The organism is Streptosporangium nanhuense, from assembly GCF_059358815.1.
On sequence record NZ_JCADBG010000031.1, the window covers coordinates 13,258 to 32,688 of the forward strand.

The following is a 19,431-nucleotide window of genomic DNA, read 5'->3' on the forward strand; positions in this document are numbered from 1 at the left end:
TCAATCTCTGTCGTTCCTCGGAAAACTCCCCGATCATGCTAGATGCCGATTCTGTAGGCTCAAAGGGCCATGGACGTCAAATCCCCCGGGGCGGCAGGCTCGATCTCCCGCCCGTCCCCGCCCCCGCCCCTGCCCATCGCCGCCACCGAGCCGAGCCGGACGGCCGTCGCCCTGCGCCGCGCCGGGATCGCCGTCACCGGAGTCGGCGTGGCCGCGCTCACCGCCGCGGCCTGCGTGCTCTCCTTCGAGGATCTGCGCGCCCTCGCCGTGGCGGGCAGGGCGCCCGCCGGCCTCGCGTACCTCTACCCCGCCGCCTTCGACGCCCTGCTCGTCATCGCGATGATCGGCGTACTGCTGCTGAGGGGCGGCTGGTGGCCGGTACGGCTGCAGGCGGGCCTGATCCTGACGCTGCTGTTCGTCGGCGCGGCCGCCGCCGAGGTGTCCACGGCCATGCGGGCGGGCGTGGACGAGCAGCGCGCGGCCGTCGTGGTCGCCGTCGCCCCCTGGGTGACGCTGGTCCTGGCCCTGTGGCTCTGGCTCCTGCTGATCAAACACGCCGCCGCCAGGAGGGCCTCGGGCGACGCGGTCCTGTCCGGCCTTCCCGGGCACGACATCGTGCCGTTCCCCGAGGCGAGCCAGGCGGCCCGGGAGCGGCCCGGCGCGCCCGACCCCGGGGAGCGGTGGCAGCCGCCCCACGAGCAGCCCGCCCGCCCCGGCCACGCGGACCACCCGAGCCATTCGGGTCACCCGGGGCAGCTGGTGCACCATCCCGCGGCCGAGATCATGCTCGACCCGCACTCAGCGCCTCCCCTGGAGGACGCCCCGCACCACGACCTCCCGGTGGGAGAGCCGGTGGTCGGCCCCACCCCGGCGCCGGAGACGCCCGAGGTCACCGACATCCCGCAGGACCCGCCGCCGCCCCCTCGGGGACCCGCGGCGCCCCTGCAGGGAAAGCCGATGCGCTGGGGCGACCTGGTCCGGCCTCGCCAGGGGGACCTGCTCGTCCACCCGCCCCGCCCGGCCGTACGGGAACCCGAGCCCGAGAGCGGCAGCAGGGTCAGCGAGCGGGTGGAGACGTGGGACAGCGACACCGACCTTCCCCGGGAGGAAGCCGACCTTCCCCAGAAGCGGGAGCGGGCGGCCGAGGCCGGCGAGGTGAGCGAGCGCGACGCCGACACCCAGCCGATCCTCGCCGTGAAGGACCGCCCGGCGAAGGCCCCGTCCGGCAGGACGGCCGCGGAACGGAAGAGGCGGACGGCCACGGAGGCGGCCACGGAGGCGGCCACAGAGGCGGCCTCCGGGAGCGCCGCGGAGGCGCCCGTGGCGGCCCGGAAGGCGCGTGGCGCGGGCCGGAAGGCCGGGGAGTCCCCGGACCCCGCGCACGGCGCCGAGGCCGCCGACGCCGGCGAGGAGGCCGAGGCGCGGTCGCACGACGAGGACGGCACCGCGGCACCGCCCTCCGGGCGGATGCGCAGCACGCCCGTACCACCGGGTGAGTGAGAGCCGGGTGAGTGAGAGCCGGGTGAGTGAGAGCCGGGTGAGTGAGAGCCGGGTGAGTGAGAGAAGGCGTCCGTGGAGCACGGCACGAACCCCGGACCAGACGTCCGGGTGATCCTGGTGCCCCGGCGCCGCGCGACCGGTGGCGGACGCCCGTAGGCGCTCGGGTCGAGGTCGTACGCCCGTCGGGTCAGCTCCGGGGCCTGGGAGGAGCTGACCCGGTCTTCGGGCCGTCGGCTCAGCGGGGGCGCTGAGATCGGCTACGTGGTCGGCGTCCCCTCGACCCCGCCGTACGCGCCGGGCGGGTCGCCCAGGCGTTCGATGACCACGTTCTCCGGGTGTGGATCGGGTGGTGGATCAGACCGGCGGCCCCGGGCGTCACCGCCCGGAAGAGCCGCGTCACCCGGGCCGTCCCTCAGGCGGTCCCGGCCCCTCGTGGGTGGTTTCACCGTGACAGTGGAACCGGGCCGTGGCGGTGGGACCGGCGGGGGTGACCCGGCCACGTACAGGCCCCGCCGTCACCCGGCCCGCCTGTCCGGCGGCCGGGTGACGGCGGGGCTGCGGCGCGCTCTGGGCCGCGCGCCGCGGTGGGGCCGAGCGGCTGTCTCCTGCCGGAACCGCCGTTCGACACCGGGTGTTGGACCGGCCCGCAGCTATTCGCTCACACATGTGTGAGCGGCGCCCCGCTGCGGACCGGCGCCTTGCTCACCTCCGGGCCCGTGTCAGGATCGGCCGGAAGCCGGTTCGGCACACTGCTCGAACCGGCCTGGAACGACCGAGACCCGCTCGGCAGGCCAGATGGAACCGAGCGGGTCTTCTCCTGGAGCACGATGACATCGTGCGCGTCACCGCGAGTGCCTCCGGACCGGAGGGGGTCCAGTCGAGTCTCGGCGATATCACCGGGATGGTTCACCGGGTGTTCGCTAGACCCTGGAGCGCTTGAGACCGGCGACCAGGCCGACACCGACGATGGCGAGGCCGACCTGCATGACGAGTTCGATCCAGTCGATGCCGTCCGTGGTGGCGACACCGAGAACCTGGGCTATGGCGGTACCGATGAGCGCGGCGACGATGCCGACGACGACGGTCAGGATCAGCCCGATCGCCTGCCTACCGGGAAGCAGGAGACGGCCGAGCGCGCCAACGACCGCGCCGATGACGATTGCCCCGAGAATGGACGCGATAGTCATGTTCAACCTCCCAGTGAGCGTGAGACCTTCACCCTCACAGGGAGGTGGCTACCCCCTGAGTCACGGATATTCCTACAGGTGGCAAAAACCTTCAATGCGTCTTTCTCGCCTGCATCTGGACGACGAGCAGCACCCCGAGCACCGCGAGCGCCAACTGGATGATGTGTTCCCACCAGTTGACCCCACGCGTGTTGGTCAGACCGAGTGCTCCGGCGATGAGCGAGCCGATGAGCGCGGCGACGATGCCGACGATGAGTGTCAGGCCGATGCTGAGATTCTGACGCCCCGGAAGGATGAGACGCGCCAGGGCGCCGATGATGGCACCGATGATGATTGCGGAGATAATCGAGACGATCATGTCCGGCTCCCCCTGTTACGAGACACGGTCACCAAGGGGTTACCCAGCGCATTCACTGATCACGCCAAAAAGGGGTGGCCCGTACCGCGCCAGGAAACGGGCCACCGCCTCGATATGGATCGACGAGCATTCCGCGCCGCTCGCCGGAACGTTTCGCACGTTCCGTATAGAAGACGTCTGACACCCGCTACAGGTTCACCACGATCGCGGTCGCGACGGCCGCGACGCCTTCGCCGCGCCCGGTGAGACCGAGCCCGTCCGTCGTGGTGGCGCTGACGCTCACGGGAGCCCCCACGGCGGCGCTGAGGGCCTTCTCGGCCTCGACACGGCGGGGAGCGAGCTTGGGGCGGTTACCGATCACCTGGACGGCCACGTTGCCGATCTCGAAGCCCGCGGCGCGCACCTTGCGCGCGGTCTCCTCCAGCAGCGCGACGCCCGAGGCGCCGGCCCAGCGGGGATCGGCCGTGCCGAACAGACCGCCGAGGTCACCGAGACCCGCCGCGGACAGCAACGCGTCACAGGCGGCGTGGGCCGCGGCGTCACCGTCGGAGTGACCGGCCAGGCCGGTCTCGCCGGGCCAGTGCAGACCGGCGAGGTGAAGCTCGCGGCCAGAAGCGAACGGGTGGACGTCGACCCCGACGCCCACCCGTGGAAATGTCTTGTTCAGGAGTTGAGAACCTCGTCCAGCAGGGCCTCGGCCTTGTCCTCGTTCGTCTTCTCCGCGAGCGCGAGCTCACTGACGAGGATCTGCCTGGCCTTCGCCAGCATTCGCTTCTCTCCTGCGGAGAGTCCGCGCTCCCTGTCTCGCCGCCACAGGTCGCGAACGACCTCGGCAACCTTGTTGACGTCGCCGGACGCCAGCTTCTCAAGGTTCGCCTTGTAGCGTCGGGACCAGTTCGTGGGCTCTTCGGTGTGAGGCATTCGAAGCACGTCGAAGACGCGCTCAAGGCCCTCTTGTCCGACGACATCGCGAACACCGACGAGTTCTGCGTTGTCAGCCGGCACCTGGACGGTAAGGTCGCCCTTGTCGACCTTAAGAACCAGGTAGGTCCTTTCCTCACCCTTGATGGTTCGGGTCGTGATCGCCTCGATCCGAGCAGCCCCGTGGTGGGGGTAGACGACAGTGTCGCCGACCTGGAAAGTCATGTGACAAGTACCCCTTCCGCTGTACTCAAGAGTACCACGTATCCACAGCCTCCCGGAACAGTGAAATCACCATAACTGCAGGTCAAAGCCGCATCTTATGACTTGACAAGTGACCAACTGTGTGAATCAGAGGGGCAAAAAGCACTTATGACCTGCGTTCCTCGCCATCGGATGATGAGGCGGGTCGGCGGGAAACCCGGTAAACGTCGCCGATAGGGTTGCCCTTGCCCTATCTCGCGCGTGACAAGGAGAACTCGCACCGTGACCCGCAACATCCGCCACCGGGCGATCGTCGCCGCGGCGTTCCTCGCAGCCGCTCCCGTCCTGGCCGGCTGCGGTGCCGGATCCGACGCGATCACCAACAAGCCCTATTCGCCGACCGAGGCCCTCTCGGTCAAGAAGAACGGCATCGACATCTCCCAGGCCTTCTTCCTGGGCCCGGACTCCGGCGCGACGCTGCCGACCGGGGGGTCCACCCCGCTCTACCTGTCACTGGTCAACACCAACGCGGGCGCCGACCAGCTCGTCGGCCTCGGCGTCGACCCCGCCCTCGGCACGGCGAAGGTGAGCGCGCCCGTGGCGCTCCCTCACGACCAGCGGGTGAACGTGGGCAAGCCGACCCCCACGATCCTCGTCGAGGGGCTGAAGAAGCCGCTCAGGGGCGGCGAGGGCCTCAAGGTGCAGCTGCAGTTCGCCAACGCCGGGATCATTCAGCTCACGATCCCCGTCGTCACCCGCAGCCGTGAGTTCACCGCCTACCCGCAGGCTCCCGGCGCCACCGCGGCCCCCACGCCGTCGCCCACGCCCTCCGCCACCACCGGGGACGAGCACTCCGGCCACTGACTCCCGGGGGCCGGTGACGGCCTCCGGACACGCCGAGGGGCCGTACGGCGCGGGCACGCCGTACGGCCCCTCGGATCGTCCGGAGGCGGGCGGTCACCGAGGTGAGCGGTCACCGAGGTGAGCGATCCCTCCGGAGGCGGGCACGCCCGGACGGACGACGCCCCTGAGGCGCGGGCGATCGTCCGGGAACGGACACGGAGGCTTCCGGGAAGGGGCGGGGTGGCTCAGACCTCCGCGGGATCGAACTTGTAGCCCAGTCCCCGGACGGTGAGGATGCAGCGCGGGTTGGAGGGGTCGGACTCGACCTTGGCCCGCAGCCGCTTGACGTGCACGTCCAGGGTCTTGGTGTCGCCCACGTAGTCGGCTCCCCAGACCCGGTCGATGAGCTGGCCCCGGGTGAGCACCCGCCCGGCGTTGCGCAGCAGCACCTCCAGCAGCTCGAACTCCTTCAGGGGCAGCTGCACGGGCTCACCGCGCACGGCGACGATGTGGCGGTCGACGTCCATCCGGACGGGACCCGCGGCCAGCACCGCCGACTCCAGCTCCTCCACGTCGCCCTGGCGGCGCAGAACGGCGCGGATGCGGGCCACCAGCTCCCGGGAGGAGAAGGGCTTGGTGACGTAGTCGTCGGCGCCGAGCTCCAGCCCGACGACCTTGTCGATCTCGCTGTCCTTGGCGGTGAGCATGATGACCGGCACGTTGGAGCGCTGCCGGAGGGAGCGGCAGACCTCGGTACCCGGCAGGCCCGGGAGCATCAGGTCGAGCAGCACCAGATCAGCGCCGTTGCGGTCGAAGGTCTCAAGCGCCTCCGGCCCGGTGGTGGCCACGGCCACCTCGAAGCCTTCCTTGCGCAGCATGTATGACAGGGCGTCGGAGAACGATTCCTCGTCCTCGACAACGAGCACGCGAGTCACTGCGCGGCCTCCAGGGGAATCGTGACTGTGACGGGTTCCGTGACCGCCATGCCGCCGAAGGCGGGCAGGCGGAGGGTGAATGTGGAACCGGAACCTTCTTTGCTCCACACCGTGACCGCCCCGTTGTGGGAGGCGGCCACGTGCTTGACGATGGCCAGGCCGAGGCCCGTGCCGCCGGTCGCCCGCGAGCGTGCCGCGTCGACGCGGAAGAACCGTTCGAAGATCCGCTCCTGGGCGCTCTCGGGAATGCCGATCCCCTGGTCGCTCACGCTGATCTCGACGGATTCGGTGTTGGGGCCCGCCGCGCGGGCGCTGACCACGACCCGGGTGTGCTCGGGGCTGTAGGCGACCGCGTTGTCGATGAGGTTGCGCAGGGCGGTGACGAGGAGCTCGTCGTCGCCCCATATCCGCAGGCCCTCGACCCCGCCGGCGACGAGGGTGATGTCCTTGGCCGCCGCGGTGGTGTTGCAGCGGTCGATGGCCTCGTGCACCGCCTCGTCGATCAGGACCGGGCCCGGGGTGGGGATGGGCTCGGCGCCCTGGATGCGGGAGAGGGTGATGAGGTCCTGGACGAGATAGGTGAGCCGGGCCGCCTCGTGCTGCATGCGCCCGGCGAAGCGGGTGACCGCCTCGGGGTCGTCGGCGGCGTCCTGGATGGTCTCGGCCAGCAGCGACAGCGCGCCCACCGGCGTCTTGAGCTCGTGGCTCACGTTGGCCACGAAGTCGCGGCGGACCGCCTCGACGCGGCGGTGCTCGGTCTGGTCCTCGGCGAGGACGAGCACCTGGCCGTGCGAGCCGAGCGGGGCGACCCGCACCGCGAAGTTGGTCGACTCCTGGCCGAACTTGTGGCCGGCCACCTCGATCTCGCTCTCGCGGATCTCGCCGTCCCTGCGTACCTTCCTGGCCAGCGCGAGCAGCTCGGCCGCCATCAGGTGATCTCCCTTGACGAGGCCGAACGCGCGGGCCGCCGAGCTGGCCCGCAGCACGCGGTCCTCCTTGTCGAGCACGACCGCCGAGGACGGCAGCACGGCCAGCACCGAGGCGACCCCCTGTGGCAGTGCGCCGGGCTCAACGCCGTCGACCGGTGTCATCGCACTCCGCTGTCCCTGGGTGTGGCGGACGACCATCACGGCCAGCGCTCCCACGACGAAACCGGCCAGCGCGGCCAGGCTCGCCATCAGCTCACTCACGTGGTCCTCCCGTAGGCTTCACGCCCTCGATGGTAGGTCGGGCTTTTCCCATTGAGGACTGCTAAGGAGGCATGACCATGGCCTTTCCCATAAAGTTCACTTTACGGTCGAGGTTCGTTCACCGTTACCGCCCTACGGTGAATCCATGCGCGACGCCTATCACGAAGAACTCGACGCCCTCACCGAGCGGCTCGTCGAGATGACCCGGCTCGTGAGGTCGGCGATATCGCGGGCCACCACGGCCCTCCTGGACGCCGACGTCCACCTCGCCGAGAGCGTCATCTCCCGGGACGAAGAAGTCAACCGGATCTTCGCGGAGATCGAGGCCTCGATCTTCGACCTGATGGCCAGGCAGCAGCCCGTGGCCGTGGACCTCAGAATGATCATCGCGGCGCTGCGGATGGGCACCGACCTGGAGCGCATGGGCGACCTCGCCGAGCATGTGGCCAAGGTCGCCAGGCTGCGCCACCCCGACTCCGCGATCCCGCCGGAGGTCCGCTCCACCATCCTGGAGATGGGGCAGATCGCCGAGCGCCTCGTCACCAAGACCGGCAGCTGCATCGCCTCGCGCGACGTGGAGTCGGCCCTGGAGCTGGAGTCCGACGACGACGCCATGGACAAGCTGCACCGGAAGCTGTTCAAGGTCCTGATGGCCCCCGACTGGAAGTACGGCGTCGAACCGGCCATCGACGTGACGCTCATCGGGCGCTACTACGAGCGCTACGCCGACCACGCGGTCCGCGTCGCGCACGACGTGGTCTATCTGGTGACGGGCTCCCGCCCCCAGGACGCCTCCGCGTTCTGACCCTCGTCGCGGTCGTAAAAGAAGCGATCACAAGAGGAAGGGCCCGCCGGATCCGGCGGGCCCTTCCTTCTTTTCTCGTACGTTCCGGGGGTGCCGGGGCTACTTGCCCTGGTTGGCCACGGCCTCGATGGCGGCCTCGGCGGCGGCGGGGTCGAGGTACCGGCCGCCCTTGGTGACCGGGTGGAAGGCGTCGTCCAGCTCGTACCGGAGCGGGATGCCGGTGGGGATGTTGAGCCCGGCGATCTCGTCGTCGCCGATCCCGTCCAGGTGCTTGACCAGTGCCCGGAGCGAGTTGCCGTGCGCGACGACCAGCACGTTCCTGCCCTGCGCGAGGTCGGGCACGATCTGGTCGTACCAGTACGGCAGCATGCGCTCGACGACGTCCTTGAGGCACTCGGTCCTCGGCAGCAGCTCGCCCGGCAGGAGCGCGTAGCGGGCGTCGCCGGCCTGGGAGAACTCGTCGTCGTCGGCGATCGGGGGCGGCGGGACGTCGTAGGAGCGGCGCCAGAGCATGAACTGCTCGTCACCGAACTCGGCACGCGTCTGCGCCTTGTCCTTGCCCTGCAGGGCGCCGTAGTGGCGCTCGTTGAGCCGCCAGGACCGCGAGACCGGCAGCCAGAGCAGGTCGGCGGCGCCCAGCGCGAGGTTGGCCGTCTGGATCGCCCTGGTCAGCAGGGAGGTGTGCACCACGTCGGGACGCACCCCCGCGTCGAGCAGCAGCCGCCCGCCGCGGCGCGCCTCCTCCTCGCCCTTGGCCGAGAGCCCCGCGTCCACCCATCCGGTGAACAGACCCTTCGCGTTCCACTCACTCTCACCGTGCCGAAGCAGCACCAAAGTCGACATGCCGACAAGCTTAGTGGGCGCTTGCTCCGCATCCCCGGGATCCTCGGGATCCTCGGGATCCCCGGGGTGCTTGGGCTCTCAGCGTTCGGGGTCGGCGAAGCGGGCGAAGGCCTGGAGGTTGGCCAGGGACTCGCCGCGCTTGGCCCGCCACTCCCACTCGCGCCGGATCGAGGAGGCGAAACCCAGCTCCAGGGCGCGGTCGAAGCCCTCGTCGGAGTAGGTGAGCACGCATCCGAGAAGGCGGTCGACCTCCTCGTCGGTGACCGCCTCCAGCGGGACGCGGCCCACGAGGTAGACGTCGCCGATGGGGTCGAGGGCGAAGTGCACCCCGTACATGGAGCCGTTCTTGGTGAGGAGCCAGCGGTAGAACTCGGCGTGGTTCTCGTCGGGCTGTCGGCAGAAGAAGGCCTCCACGTGCAAAGCCTGGTCACCGACGATCAACCAGGTCATGGTGGCGAGCTTGTGCTGGCCCGGGAGCCTCACCAGGAAGGCCCCCGGCCGGGGCTGCTCGTAGGAGGCGTCCGCGCTCTTCAGCGCCGCCTCGATCACTTCGCGCATGCGCCCAGCTTACGAGCGGGCCCGGCGAGCGGGCCGCCCACGCCTCACGAACGGGACGCGCGCGGGAGGCCCGCCCGGCGGGCCACGAACGGGACGCGCGGGCGGACCGGCCGGGCGGGCCTCACGAACGGCGCGGCCCCCGCTTCGCGAAGCGCTCGTCAGGACTTCGGGAAGGCCTCACGAGCGGGTCGCGCGGGCGGGTCTCACGAGTTGACCGCGATCGGGACGCGGTGCAGGCTCGTCATCGCCCCGGCGTAGACGTCCGCCAGCCGGGCCGCGGTGGCCGACCAGCCGAAGGCCGCCGCGTGGGCCACCGCCCCCGCCGACAGCGTCTCCCGCCAGGCGGGCTCGTAGACGAACCTGCGGAGCACCCGCGCCCAGTCGTGGGCGTCGTGCCCCTGGACGAGCACCCCGGACACACCGTCGCGCACGGCGGTGCGCAGCCCGCCCACGGACGCGGCGGCGACCGGGGTACCGCAGGCCTGGGACTCCAGGGCCACCAGGCCGAACGACTCGCTGTGGGAGGGGACGACGGTCACGTCGGACGCGCGGTACCAGTCGACCAGCTCGTACTGGGGCGCGGGGGGAACGATCCTGACCACGTCGGAGATCCCCAGCGAGGCGGCCACGTCGGTGAGGTAGGAGGGCCTGGCCAGGCCGTTGCCGCTGGGGCCGCCGACGCAGGCGACGACCAGCCTCGACCTGAGCGAGGGGTCGTCGATGAGCATCCTGGCCGCGGCGCGCAGCAGCACGTCCGGTGCCTTCAGCGGCTGCACCCGGCCCACGAACAGCAGCACGTGGGCGTCCTGCGGCAGCCCGAGCCTGTGGCGGGCCGCGCCCCGGGAGGCGGGCTGGAAGACCCTGAGGCTCACGCCGGGGTTGACGACCTCGACGCGGGCCGGGGCGGCTCCGTACAGCTCGACGAGTTCCCTGGCCTCGGTCGGGGTGTTGGCCACCAGGCGGTCGGCGACGTCCACGACCTGCTGCTCGCCCAGCACCCGGGCGGCCGGCTCGGGCCTGTCGTCCTCGGCGAGCAGGAGGTTCTTGACCTTGGCCATGGTGTGCATGGTGTGCACCAGCGGCAGGCCCCAGCGTTCCTTGGCCAGCCAGCCCACCTGGCCGGAGAGCCAGTAGTGGGAGTGGATGACGTCGTAGCGGCCCGGCTCGTACATGGCCTCGGTGCGCAGCACGCCCGACAGGAAGGCGCAGAGCTGGCCGGGCAGGTCGCCCTTGTCGAGCTCCTCGTACGGCCCGGCGGTGACGTGGCGGACCGTGACGCCGGGGACGAGTTCGGCGACCGGTGGCAGGTCCCGGGACGTCTGCCGGGTGAAGATCTCCACCTCCACCCCGAGTTCGGCCAGGCGTTTCGCCACCTCGACGATGTAGACGTTCATCCCGCCCGCGTCCCCGGTTCCCGGCTGGTCCAGGGGGGACGTGTGCATGCTGATCGTCGCGACCCGGTTGACCCGTCGTCGCCTCACCGACACCACCTCCGAGAGGGCTCAACCATGGGGAAATCAGCAACATTCCCGACACATGGACACACCAGGTCCGAACAGGGCGACACCGGCGGCTCCTGGCAGGATGGGGGTTTATGAAGAGGACAGCTGTGGTGACAGGGGCCAGTAGCGGGATCGGGGAGGCGACGGCCCGCAGGCTCGCCGCCGAGGGCTTCGACGTGGTGGCCGCGGCGCGGCGCAGGGAGCGGCTCGACGAGCTGGCCGCCGAGGTCCCGGGGATCCGCCCGGTCACCCTGGACGTGACCTCGCAGGAGTCGGTGGAGGAGCTGGCCGCCTCGCTCGACCGCTGCGACGTGCTGGTCAACAACGCCGGGGGCGCGATCGGCCTGGAGCCCGTGGCGAGCGGGAAGGTCGCCGACTGGCAGCGGATGTACGACGTCAACGTGCTCGGCACGCTCCGTGTGACCCAGGCGCTGCTGCCCCGGCTGGTCGAGTCGGGCGACGGCGTGCTGCTGATGCTGACCTCGGTGGCCGGGCTCGTCTCGTACGAGGGCGGCGGCGGCTACAACGCGGCCAAGCACGCGCAGACCTCGATGACCGAGGTGCTGCGGCTGGAGCTGGTCGGGCAGCCGGTCAGGATCGTCGAGGTCGCCCCCGGGATGGTCCACACCGAGGAGTTCTCGCTGAACCGCTTCCGCGGCGACTCGGCCGCCGCCGGGCGGGTGTACGAGGGCGTGCCCGGCCCGCTCTCCGCCGACGACGTGGCCGACGCCATCGCCTGGTGCGTGACCCGCCCGGCCCACGTGAACATCGACCGCCTCGTCATCCGCCCCCGGGCCCAGGCCGCCCAGCACAAGGTCCACCGCGTCTGACCGTGCCGAAGCCGATAGGAGAGATCACCAGGGGGACGACCGGGCACAACCGCCTGCGGCGGGCCGACCGCTGGGTCGTCGCCGCGCACGGCCGCCCGCTGCGCTCCGCCGTCCGCCCGCTCGTGGTCGACCTGGGGTACGGGGCCTCGCACACCACGACCCTGGAGATGTTCCTGCGGCTGCGCCGGATCTGCCCCTCGGTCGAGGTCGTCGGGGTCGAGATCGACCCGGCCAGGGTGGCGGCGGCCAAGCCGTACGAGCGGCCGGGACTGTCCTTCAGGCTGGGGGGCTTCGAGCTGCCGGTGGCGCGGCCGCCCCTGCTGATCAGGGCGTTCAACGTGCTGCGGCAGTACGGGGAGGCGCAGGCGTGGGAGTACTGGGCGATGCTCTCCGAGCGCCTCGCGCCGGGCGGGATGATCGTCGAGGGCACCTGCTCGGAGGTGGGCCACCGCGCGGTCTGGGCCGGGCTCGACCGCTCGGGGCCCCGGACCCTCACCGTCTCGGCCCGCTTCGACTCCTTCGAGCGCCCCTCGGACCTGGCCGACCGGCTGCCCAAGACGCTCATCCACCGCAACGTCCCCGGCGAGCCCATCCACGCGTTCCTGCGCGACTTCGACCGGGCCTGGGCGGTCAACGCCCCCTTGAGCTCGTACGGCTCACGGCAGCGCTGGATCGCCTCCGCCGCGACGCTCGCCGGGACCTGGCCGCTGGCCGAGCGTCCGCCGCTGGGGGGCCGGGCGCGCTGGCGGCTCGGCGAGATCACCCTCCCCTGGGCCGCGGTCGCCCCGAGGTGACCCGGGAAGTTTGGTAAGGCAACCCTAAGTTTCGTGCGCGGATTTGGTAAAGTCCGCGCATGGCAGAACTGCGGTTCGTGGTGGACCCCGAACTCACCCCCGCGCTCACCGGAGAGCTCGTCGAGTGCTGGACCGAGGTGGTCAACGCCGGGGGGTCGGTCGGCTTCGTCCCCCCGGTCACCTCCGACGACATCGCGGGGACGGCGGCGGCCACCTTCGCCGCCTGCGACACCACCCGCGGTGGGCCCGACCACCTGCTGGTCGGGTTCGACGAGGAGGACCGGGTGGCGTGCTGGCTGATCCTGGGTGACGGGAAGTCGTGGTTGCGGGCCCACTGGCGCTGGGTGCTGCGGGTGATGGTCCACCCCAAGCACCAGGGCCGGGGTTACGGGACGCTGCTCATGCGCGCCGCCGACGCCGCCGCCCGCGACCTGGGCGTGGAGGCGCTGCACCTGACGGTCCGCGGCGGCACCGGGACCGAGGGCTTCTACGGCCGCCTGGGGTACGTGGAGGTCGGCCGGATCCCCCGGGCGATCCGCCTCGCTCCCGGCGACGACCGGGACGAGATCTACATGGTCAAAAACCTGTGACGCATGTCACTCGACAACCCGTAGTACTACCCCTCGTGGTGCGGGAGTTAGGCTTGGATGCGTGAAGGGTCTCGGCGAGCTTGAACGCAGCATCATGGACATCATCTGGGCACAGCCATCCCCTGTGACGGCGCGGGAGGTCGGGCGACTGATCGCCGACCGCGACCTGGCGCCCACGACCGTGATGACCGTGCTCGACCGGCTCACCCGCAAGGGGTTCCTGCTCCGCACCCGTGACGGGCGCGCGTGGCGGTACGCACCGGCGGAGAGCCGCGACGCCTACGTCGCGGAGCTTATGCTGGAGGCGCTGGACATGACCGGTGACCGGTCGGCGGCCCTCACGCGGTTCGCCCAAGCCGTCACCGGCACCGAAGCCGACATCCTGCGCAGGGCCCTGACGGACCTCGAGGGGGAGCTGGAGGACGAGTAGATGGCCGTGGCAGCCCTGGCGACGCTCGCCCTGGTCTGCGCGGTCGGCGCCTGGCGGCTCACCCGGGCGCGGTGGACCTACCGCGCCCCGCACGTGGCCATCGTCCTGTGGCAGGCCCTGGGGGTCACCTGGGGCCTGGCGGGGACGGGCGCCCTGCTCGGCTACGCGCTGTCCCCCTACGGCGAGGGCGTGCTGCACGGCGTGCACGAGTTGGCGATCTCCGTGTTCGGCGGCGGACGCGGGCTTCCGCGGCCGTACGAGCTGCCGAGGATCGTCGCGCTCGTCGCCGGGCTGACCGCGCTGGCCGTGCTGATCCTGGTGCTGCTCGCCGCGGGCGCGCAGACGTTCCGCGCCCGCCACCGCCACCGCACCCTGCTCGCCCTGGTCGCCAGGGAGGACCCGGTGGTCCCCGGCGTGCGGGTGCTCGACCACCCGGGCGCCACCGCCTACTGCGTGCCCGGCCTGCGCTCCCAGGTGGTGGTCAGCGAGGGGGCGCTCAAGCTGCTCTCCGCCGACGAGCTGAGCGCGGTGCTCGCCCACGAGGCCGCCCACGTGCGCGAGCGGCACGACCTGGTGCTGCTGCCCTTCGCCGCATTGCGCCGGGCGCTGCCCTGGTCGCGCGTGGTCAGGGACGCGCAGGGCGAGGTCGGCCTGCTCGTGGAGATGGCCGCCGACGACGTCGCCCGGCGCGGCTGCTCCGCCCGCCGCCTGGCGACCGCGCTGCTGCGCTTCGGTACGGCGGGGGCCGTCCCGGCCCCGCACGGCGCGCTGGGCGCCGCGAACTCCGCCGCCGCCGTGATGGCAAGGGTCGAGCGCCTGGTGACCCCCGCCCCCGTCCTGCCGCGCGGGGTCCGCTACGCCATCGTCGCCTTCTCCGTCGTCCTGACGTCGTCGGCGCCGCTGCTCTGGCTGGTCCCCCACTAGAGGCCCGTCTCGCGTTGACCTGCCTTGACGGTACGACCAGCCCGCATACCGAACCCTGAGCCCGTTCTAGAGCTTCGGGCGGATTCATCCATGTTCCGCCAAACTCACCCCAAAGTGCTTGCAAGTGTTAGCCAACCCGTTTGCAATTGCAAGCACGGTGCGGCAGACTCGAAGCATGGCACTACCGAAGGTCGGCTCGATCGGTGAGTACATCCGCGAGCAACGCACGCACGCGAAGATCTCCCTGCGACAGCTCGCCGCGGCGGCGGGGGTCTCCAACCCCTACCTGAGCCAGATCGAGCGCGGGCTGCGCAAGCCCAGCGCCGAGATCCTGAACCAGATCGCCAAGGGCCTGCACATCTCGTCGCAGGCGCTCTACGTCCAGGCGGGCCTCATCGAGGAGCGCGAGCCGGACAGCGACGTGCTGACCGCGATCAGGGCCGACCACCTCATCACCGAGCGTCAACGCCAGGTGCTGATCGACATCTACGAGTCGTTTCGCAAGGAGAACCACCAGGCCGAGGCCCCGGACGACGACGTGCAGACCTCCCAGAAAGCACGTCTCGCACCGGAGCCCCGGCGGGGTGACGCGGACTCCTCGCCTGACGACGAGGCGCCGCTCCCCGGGGATTACCTCACCGCGTTGAAGCCCTACGCGGTTCCCCCGGGCAACGGCCACATCACCGAGGAAACCAAGGAAGGTTAACCCATGCCCATCACCGCCGAAGTCAAGAAGCTGGCCGAGTCCAAGCCGTTCTACGCCGTCGCCGGGGCCGGCGACTTCGCCGTCGAGAAGCTTCTCGAGCTTCCCGAGCAGATCCAGAAGCTGCAGGGCCGCCGCGAGGAGATCCGCGAGGTCGCGAAGGACCTTCCCGAGAGGGCCAGGCAGCTCGCCGGCAGGGCCGAGGGCTACGCCAAGGACTTCCCCGTGAAGGCGCGCGACTACGCCGACCAGATCGCGGGCAGGGCCGGCGAGCTGTACGAGGAGTTCGCCAACCGCGGCCGCAAGGTCGTCTCCAAGACCAGCGGCGAGATCGCCCTGGAGCTGGAGGAGGTCTCCGAGGCCGCCGAGCCCGCGATCGCCGCCGCCCGGACGCCCAAGAAGGGCACCCGCACCGCGAAGTCCGGCACGACCCGCACGACCGGCACGACCCGCACATCCAGGGGCTGAGCGAGTCCCTCGTGCGCTCCGACCTCCAAGGCCCGCTCCGGCATCCTCCCCGGGGCGGGTCTTCGGCGTTCGGGAGCCCGCGCGCGGCGGAGGCGGGAGGCGGCCGGACGCGAGGAGCGGGCCGCAGGCCCGGCCGGTACGGGCCGAGGACGACGCGAACGGGGCTTTCGGCATTAGGCTGAGGGAGACCGGCGAGGCGAACGTTCTGGAGAGACGATGATCGAAATCCACGGTGCCCTGGACCTGGTCTTCTGGATCCTGGCCGTCGGAGTGTTCGCGCTGTCGGGCTGGGCGCTCGTGCACGCGGTGAAGACCCCGGCACGGGCGTTCGCGGTCACCGGCAAGCAGACCAAGAACCTGTGGCTGGTCATCCTCGGGCTGGCGGCCCTGTTCGGCTTCGCCGCCGCGGTGCAGTACCTCCAGGTGCTGAGCATCTTCACGATCGCGTCCGTCATCGCCTCGGGCATCTACCTCGCCGACGTGCGTCCCGCGGTGCGGGAGATCGGCAAGGGCGGCGGCAACCAGGGGCCGTACGGACCCTGGTGAACCCGTCCCGGGGCCGGGGTCCGCGCGGCCCCGGCACGCGGCCGGGCGGCACGGTCCGGACGCGGCCCCGAGGACGGCTCCGGACAACCGGGTTGCCCAACGGGGTTCCGGCCGGTAGACACGCCGGATGATGTTCGCGCGCAAACCCACGCTCCCCGGAGAGCACGTGACGCTCCGGCCGGTCGGCCCGGAACACGTGGACGGCCTCTGGGAGCTGGTCAACGACCCCGAGACCGTCCGCCTGACCGGCTCGCACGGCAAGCCCGACTACGAGGGGCTCAAGCTCTGGTACGGCTCGCGGGGCGAGCAGGCCGACCGGCTGGACCTGGCGATCTGCGCCGCCGCGGACGACGCCTACGTGGGCGAGATCGTGCTCAACGAGCTCGACGCCGACAACCTCTCCTGCAACCTGCGCATCGCGCTGATCGGCCCCCGGGCGTACGGCAGGGGGTACGGCACCGAGGCGATCCGGCTCACCCTCGACCACGTCTTCGCCACCACGCCGCTGCACCGGGTGGCCCTGGAGGTCTACGCCTTCAACGAGCGGGCCGCGCACGTCTACCGCAAGATCGGCTTCGTCCAGGAGGGCGTCTGCCGTGACGCTCTGCGCCTAAACGGGGAATGGTATGACTCCGTAATCATGTCGATACTTGCCCCTGACTGGGTTGTCAGGGAAATTTGACATACACATGGTGATTTTTCGGAAACATCTTTTGACACTTCCGAAACAATGCTAGGTTCACTGGGAGCGCTCCCACCTGTGCGGAATCTTGGTGTGGAGGAAGTTATGACCGATCTACCCACACTTGCCCAGGTCGCGGCAGAGGCAGGGGTCTCCCCCGCCACGGCGTCCCGGGTACTCACCGGTTCAGTCAGAGTCAGCACATCGACTCGTAGGCAGGTGCATGACGCAATATCGCGTCTCGGTTACGTCAGACATCGCGCTCCTCGTGGCGGCTCCGGCCGCCGATCCGACCAGGTCGTGGCCATCGTGGTCTGCGAACCCGCGCACCGGCTCTTCACCGAGCCGTTCTACGCGCGGATGATCACGGCGGCGGAGGAGGTCCTCACCGGGCACGGCGTCCCCCTCGCCGTGATGACCGCCACGGCGGCCACCTCCACCATCGCCACGCCGCCGCTCGTCGCCGGAGGCATCGACGGCGTCCTGCTGATCGGTGCGCGCGACAGGCATCCGCTCGTGGTGACCCTGGCCGCCTCGGGCATTCCCGTACGGAGTGCGGGCCGTCCCCCAGACGGCATCGACCTCCCGCACGTCGACATGGACAACCGCGACGGAGGCCGGCAGGCGGCGGAACACCTGCTGCTCGGCGGCCGGAGGTCCATCGGCGTCATCGCGGGCCCGCCCGCCCTTCCGGCCGCGCGCGACCGGCTCGACGGGTTCATGCAGACCCTCGCCCTGGCGGGGATGACCGGCGTTCCGGTGGCGTACGGCGACTTCAGCCACACGTCGGGAGTGCACGGCATGCAGTGGCTGCTGCGCAGGATGCCGCACGTCGACGCGGTCTTCGCCGCCTCCGACGTGATGGCCGCCGCCGCGCTGCAGACCCTGCGCCGCGCCGGCCGCCGGGTGCCCGAGGACGTGGCCGTCATCGGGTTCGACGACGCCCCCGCCTCCCGGCGGACCTCTCCCACGCTCACCACCGTCCGCCAGCCGGTGGAGGAGTTCGCCGCGCTCGCCACCCGGCTGCTGCTGCTCTCGATGGGCTCGGCCGGCGCTCCTCGCGACAATCCCATCCTGCCCACTGAGCTGGTGGTCCGTGAGTCGGCCTGACCAGATCGGGCTTCGCGCGGGGGACGTGCTCACCCGCAGGTATCTGCTGCTGGAGCGGATCGCGTGGGGTGGCATGAGTGTCATCTGGCGTGCCTTCGACCAGTCGCTCCAGCGAATGGTCGCCGTCAAGCTGCTGGACGGCGAGCTGGGCGTCGACCAGGGGGAGCGCGAGCTGATCCGCAGGGAGGCGCGTGCCACCGCGCGCCTCATCCACCCCGACGCGATCGAGGTCTACGACTACGGGGAGAGCGTGACCTCGCACGGTCGCCTGGCCGCGTACGTCGTCATGCGCCTGCTGGAGGGGCGCCCGCTGGCGGACCGGATCACCGAGGGCCCGCTGCCGTGGGCGGAGGCGGTGGCGATCGCCGCCAGGCTGGCCACCGTGCTGGCCGCCGCCCACGAGCGGGGCATCGTGCACCGGGACGTCACCGCCGAGAACGTGCTGCTGACCTCGACGGGCGCCAAGCTGCTCGACTTCGGCATCGCGGCGTTCATCGGGGAGGACGGTGACGACCGGGCCTCCGACTACGGGACCCCTCCCTACGTCGCGCCCGAGCGGCTGACCGGCACGGTCGCGGACCCGGCGAGTGATGTCTACGCGCTGGGCGTGCTGCTGTTCGAGATGCTCACCGGCGATCCCCCGTACCCGGAACGGACCTGGGAGGAGATCGAGAACGTCCGCCGGGAGGGACCGCCGCCGGTGGCGGAGGTGCCGGGCATGCCCGCGCGGATCAGCGCTCTCTGCCAGGTCTGCCTGTCGCACCGGCCCGAGGCCAGGCCCAGGGCGCAGGAGGTGGCCGACGACCTGGCCGCTGCCCTGCGGCCCCCGGCCTCCGCCCCGGTCCACTGGGCCCGCGGGCAGGGGCTGGTGCGCTGGACGGTGGTCGCGACGGTGGCGGCGCTGCTCGCGGGTCTCCTGGTGTGGAGCCGGATCTCCGGCTCCCACGAGGACCGGGTGGCCGGTTCGCAGGGTCGCGGGACGGTGGCCCCCACGGTCTTCGACCCCACCACCGCCTATCCCGAACCGGGCGCGACCCCGCGCCCCAGTCCCTCGCCCTCTCCCTCCTCCTTCGTCTCCGCCTCCTCCCGCACGTCGAGCGGGTACGCGGCGAAACCGGCACCGGGAGCGGAGGCGATCCGTTCCTACCACCCGAGTCTCAACCAGAGCGTGCGGCGCTTCAACGCGGTGCTGGCGAGGGGGGAGGACGAGGGCAAGATCCGCCCGGACGTGGCCCTGGACCTGCGGCAGGTGCTGGCCAACAGCGTCTGGGGCTCCCGCGACCTCACCCCGATCCGGGGAAAGATCGCCGACCGCAGCCGGGAGGGCTCGCTGCCCGACGACTTCCGCCACGCTCTGGAGGCCCAGCTCCTGCTCGTGTCGGTCGCCCTGGCCGGCTAGAAAGCCGGCCCGCCGGAAATCACAACAGGTGCCCAGGTCCTCCCCATTCCTGAATGGGGAGGACCTGGGCGCCGCCTGTCGAGGGCTGTCGAATTTCCCGTTTCCGGTG

23 protein-coding genes are annotated in these 19,431 nt (G+C 71.1%); 14 read left to right on the forward strand and 9 right to left on the reverse strand.

The features are described from left to right. The first annotated feature begins 69 nt into the window (after window positions 1-69). Window positions 70-1,500 carry a DUF2637 domain-containing protein gene (locus tag AC5L38_RS38940; RefSeq protein ID WP_495247832.1) on the forward strand — a complete coding sequence of 477 codons (1,431 nt, stop codon included), beginning with the start codon at window positions 70-72 and terminating at the stop codon, window positions 1,498-1,500. Between the two features lie 920 nt (window positions 1,501-2,420). Here AC5L38_RS38940 and AC5L38_RS38945 read toward each other — a convergent pair. The 4 genes from AC5L38_RS38945 to AC5L38_RS38960 form a co-directional block, all read right to left on the reverse strand. Continuing rightward, window positions 2,421-2,687 carry a GlsB/YeaQ/YmgE family stress response membrane protein gene (locus tag AC5L38_RS38945; protein WP_436761270.1) on the reverse strand — a complete coding sequence of 89 codons (267 nt, stop codon included), beginning with the start codon at window positions 2,685-2,687 and terminating at the stop codon, window positions 2,421-2,423. A gap of 91 nt (window positions 2,688-2,778) precedes the next feature. Beyond that, a complete protein-coding gene (locus tag AC5L38_RS38950) occupies window positions 2,779-3,045 on the reverse strand; it encodes a GlsB/YeaQ/YmgE family stress response membrane protein (protein WP_495247833.1) in 267 nt (88 codons plus the stop codon). Window positions 3,046-3,232: 187 nt separating this feature from the next. Continuing rightward, window positions 3,233-3,691 carry a 2-C-methyl-D-erythritol 2,4-cyclodiphosphate synthase gene (ispF, locus tag AC5L38_RS38955; protein ID WP_495247834.1) on the reverse strand — a complete coding sequence of 153 codons (459 nt, stop codon included), beginning with the start codon at window positions 3,689-3,691 and terminating at the stop codon, window positions 3,233-3,235. A 17-nt stretch (window positions 3,692-3,708) separates the two neighbouring features. Further along, window positions 3,709-4,191, reverse strand: a complete 483-nt coding sequence (locus AC5L38_RS38960; protein ID WP_030924410.1) for a CarD family transcriptional regulator — start codon at window positions 4,189-4,191, stop codon at window positions 3,709-3,711. 261 nt (window positions 4,192-4,452) lie between these two features. On the opposite strand from AC5L38_RS38960, the gene AC5L38_RS38965 reads away from it, so the two are divergent. Then, entirely contained in the window at window positions 4,453-5,034 is a 582-nt protein-coding gene (locus AC5L38_RS38965; RefSeq protein ID WP_495247835.1) for a copper chaperone PCu(A)C, read from the forward strand. Window positions 5,035-5,258: 224 nt separating this feature from the next. Here the strand turns inward: AC5L38_RS38965 and AC5L38_RS38970 are convergent, their stop codons facing one another. Both AC5L38_RS38970 and AC5L38_RS38975 read right to left on the reverse strand, forming a co-directional pair. Then, a complete protein-coding gene (locus tag AC5L38_RS38970; protein ID WP_362678267.1) occupies window positions 5,259-5,948 on the reverse strand; it encodes a response regulator in 690 nt (229 codons plus the stop codon). After that, a complete protein-coding gene (locus tag AC5L38_RS38975) occupies window positions 5,945-7,126 on the reverse strand; it encodes a sensor histidine kinase (protein WP_436761338.1) in 1,182 nt (393 codons plus the stop codon). The genes AC5L38_RS38970 and AC5L38_RS38975 overlap by 4 nt, the downstream gene beginning before the upstream one ends. A gap of 157 nt (window positions 7,127-7,283) precedes the next feature. On the opposite strand from AC5L38_RS38975, the gene phoU reads away from it, so the two are divergent. After that, complete coding sequence (phoU, locus tag AC5L38_RS38980) at window positions 7,284-7,943, forward strand: phosphate signaling complex protein PhoU (protein WP_495247836.1); 660 nt, start codon at window positions 7,284-7,286, stop codon at window positions 7,941-7,943. A 99-nt stretch (window positions 7,944-8,042) separates the two neighbouring features. On the opposite strand, the gene AC5L38_RS38985 is transcribed toward phoU, so the two are convergent. The 3 genes from AC5L38_RS38985 to mshA all read right to left on the reverse strand — a co-directional run bounded on the left by AC5L38_RS38985 (window position 8,043) and on the right by mshA (window position 10,831). After that, window positions 8,043-8,786, reverse strand: a complete 744-nt coding sequence (locus AC5L38_RS38985; protein ID WP_495247837.1) for a phosphoglyceromutase — start codon at window positions 8,784-8,786, stop codon at window positions 8,043-8,045. Between the two features lie 78 nt (window positions 8,787-8,864). Continuing rightward, window positions 8,865-9,344 carry a type III secretion system chaperone family protein gene (locus AC5L38_RS38990; RefSeq protein WP_495247838.1) on the reverse strand — a complete coding sequence of 160 codons (480 nt, stop codon included), beginning with the start codon at window positions 9,342-9,344 and terminating at the stop codon, window positions 8,865-8,867. Between the two features lie 203 nt (window positions 9,345-9,547). Beyond that, a complete protein-coding gene (mshA, locus tag AC5L38_RS38995) occupies window positions 9,548-10,831 on the reverse strand; it encodes a D-inositol-3-phosphate glycosyltransferase (RefSeq protein ID WP_495247839.1) in 1,284 nt (427 codons plus the stop codon). A gap of 107 nt (window positions 10,832-10,938) precedes the next feature. Here mshA and AC5L38_RS39000 point away from each other — a divergent pair, with 107 nt between their 5' ends. The 11 genes from AC5L38_RS39000 (at window position 10,939) to AC5L38_RS39050 (ending at window position 19,322) form a co-directional block, all read left to right on the forward strand. After that, a complete protein-coding gene (locus tag AC5L38_RS39000) occupies window positions 10,939-11,676 on the forward strand; it encodes an SDR family oxidoreductase (protein ID WP_495247840.1) in 738 nt (245 codons plus the stop codon). 2 nt (window positions 11,677-11,678) lie between these two features. After that, entirely contained in the window at window positions 11,679-12,470 is a 792-nt protein-coding gene (locus AC5L38_RS39005; protein WP_495247841.1) for a class I SAM-dependent methyltransferase, read from the forward strand. Window positions 12,471-12,529: 59 nt separating this feature from the next. Beyond that, window positions 12,530-13,060 carry a GNAT family N-acetyltransferase gene (locus AC5L38_RS39010; RefSeq protein ID WP_495247842.1) on the forward strand — a complete coding sequence of 177 codons (531 nt, stop codon included), beginning with the start codon at window positions 12,530-12,532 and terminating at the stop codon, window positions 13,058-13,060. Window positions 13,061-13,121: 61 nt separating this feature from the next. Beyond that, window positions 13,122-13,490: a BlaI/MecI/CopY family transcriptional regulator gene (locus tag AC5L38_RS39015; protein ID WP_362866522.1), complete on the forward strand. Its 369-nt coding sequence runs from the start codon at window positions 13,122-13,124 to the stop codon at window positions 13,488-13,490. Beyond that, window positions 13,491-14,414, forward strand: coding sequence for a M56 family metallopeptidase (locus AC5L38_RS39020; protein ID WP_495247843.1), 924 nt, complete (start codon window positions 13,491-13,493; stop codon window positions 14,412-14,414). A gap of 175 nt (window positions 14,415-14,589) precedes the next feature. Then, window positions 14,590-15,120: a helix-turn-helix domain-containing protein gene (locus tag AC5L38_RS39025; protein WP_495247844.1), complete on the forward strand. Its 531-nt coding sequence runs from the start codon at window positions 14,590-14,592 to the stop codon at window positions 15,118-15,120. A 3-nt stretch (window positions 15,121-15,123) separates the two neighbouring features. Next, complete coding sequence (locus AC5L38_RS39030; protein WP_495247845.1) at window positions 15,124-15,585, forward strand: hypothetical protein; 462 nt, start codon at window positions 15,124-15,126, stop codon at window positions 15,583-15,585. A 216-nt stretch (window positions 15,586-15,801) separates the two neighbouring features. Further along, entirely contained in the window at window positions 15,802-16,131 is a 330-nt protein-coding gene (locus AC5L38_RS39035) for a DUF2516 family protein (protein ID WP_447190001.1), read from the forward strand. 127 nt (window positions 16,132-16,258) lie between these two features. Next, window positions 16,259-16,813: a GNAT family N-acetyltransferase gene (locus AC5L38_RS39040; protein WP_495247846.1), complete on the forward strand. Its 555-nt coding sequence runs from the start codon at window positions 16,259-16,261 to the stop codon at window positions 16,811-16,813. Window positions 16,814-16,918: 105 nt separating this feature from the next. Beyond that, window positions 16,919-17,923, forward strand: a complete 1,005-nt coding sequence (locus AC5L38_RS39045) for a LacI family DNA-binding transcriptional regulator (RefSeq protein ID WP_495247847.1) — start codon at window positions 16,919-16,921, stop codon at window positions 17,921-17,923. Continuing rightward, window positions 17,910-19,322 carry a serine/threonine-protein kinase gene (locus AC5L38_RS39050; RefSeq protein ID WP_495247848.1) on the forward strand — a complete coding sequence of 471 codons (1,413 nt, stop codon included), beginning with the start codon at window positions 17,910-17,912 and terminating at the stop codon, window positions 19,320-19,322. The genes AC5L38_RS39045 and AC5L38_RS39050 overlap by 14 nt, the downstream gene beginning before the upstream one ends. The last annotated feature ends 109 nt before the right edge of the window (window positions 19,323-19,431 follow it).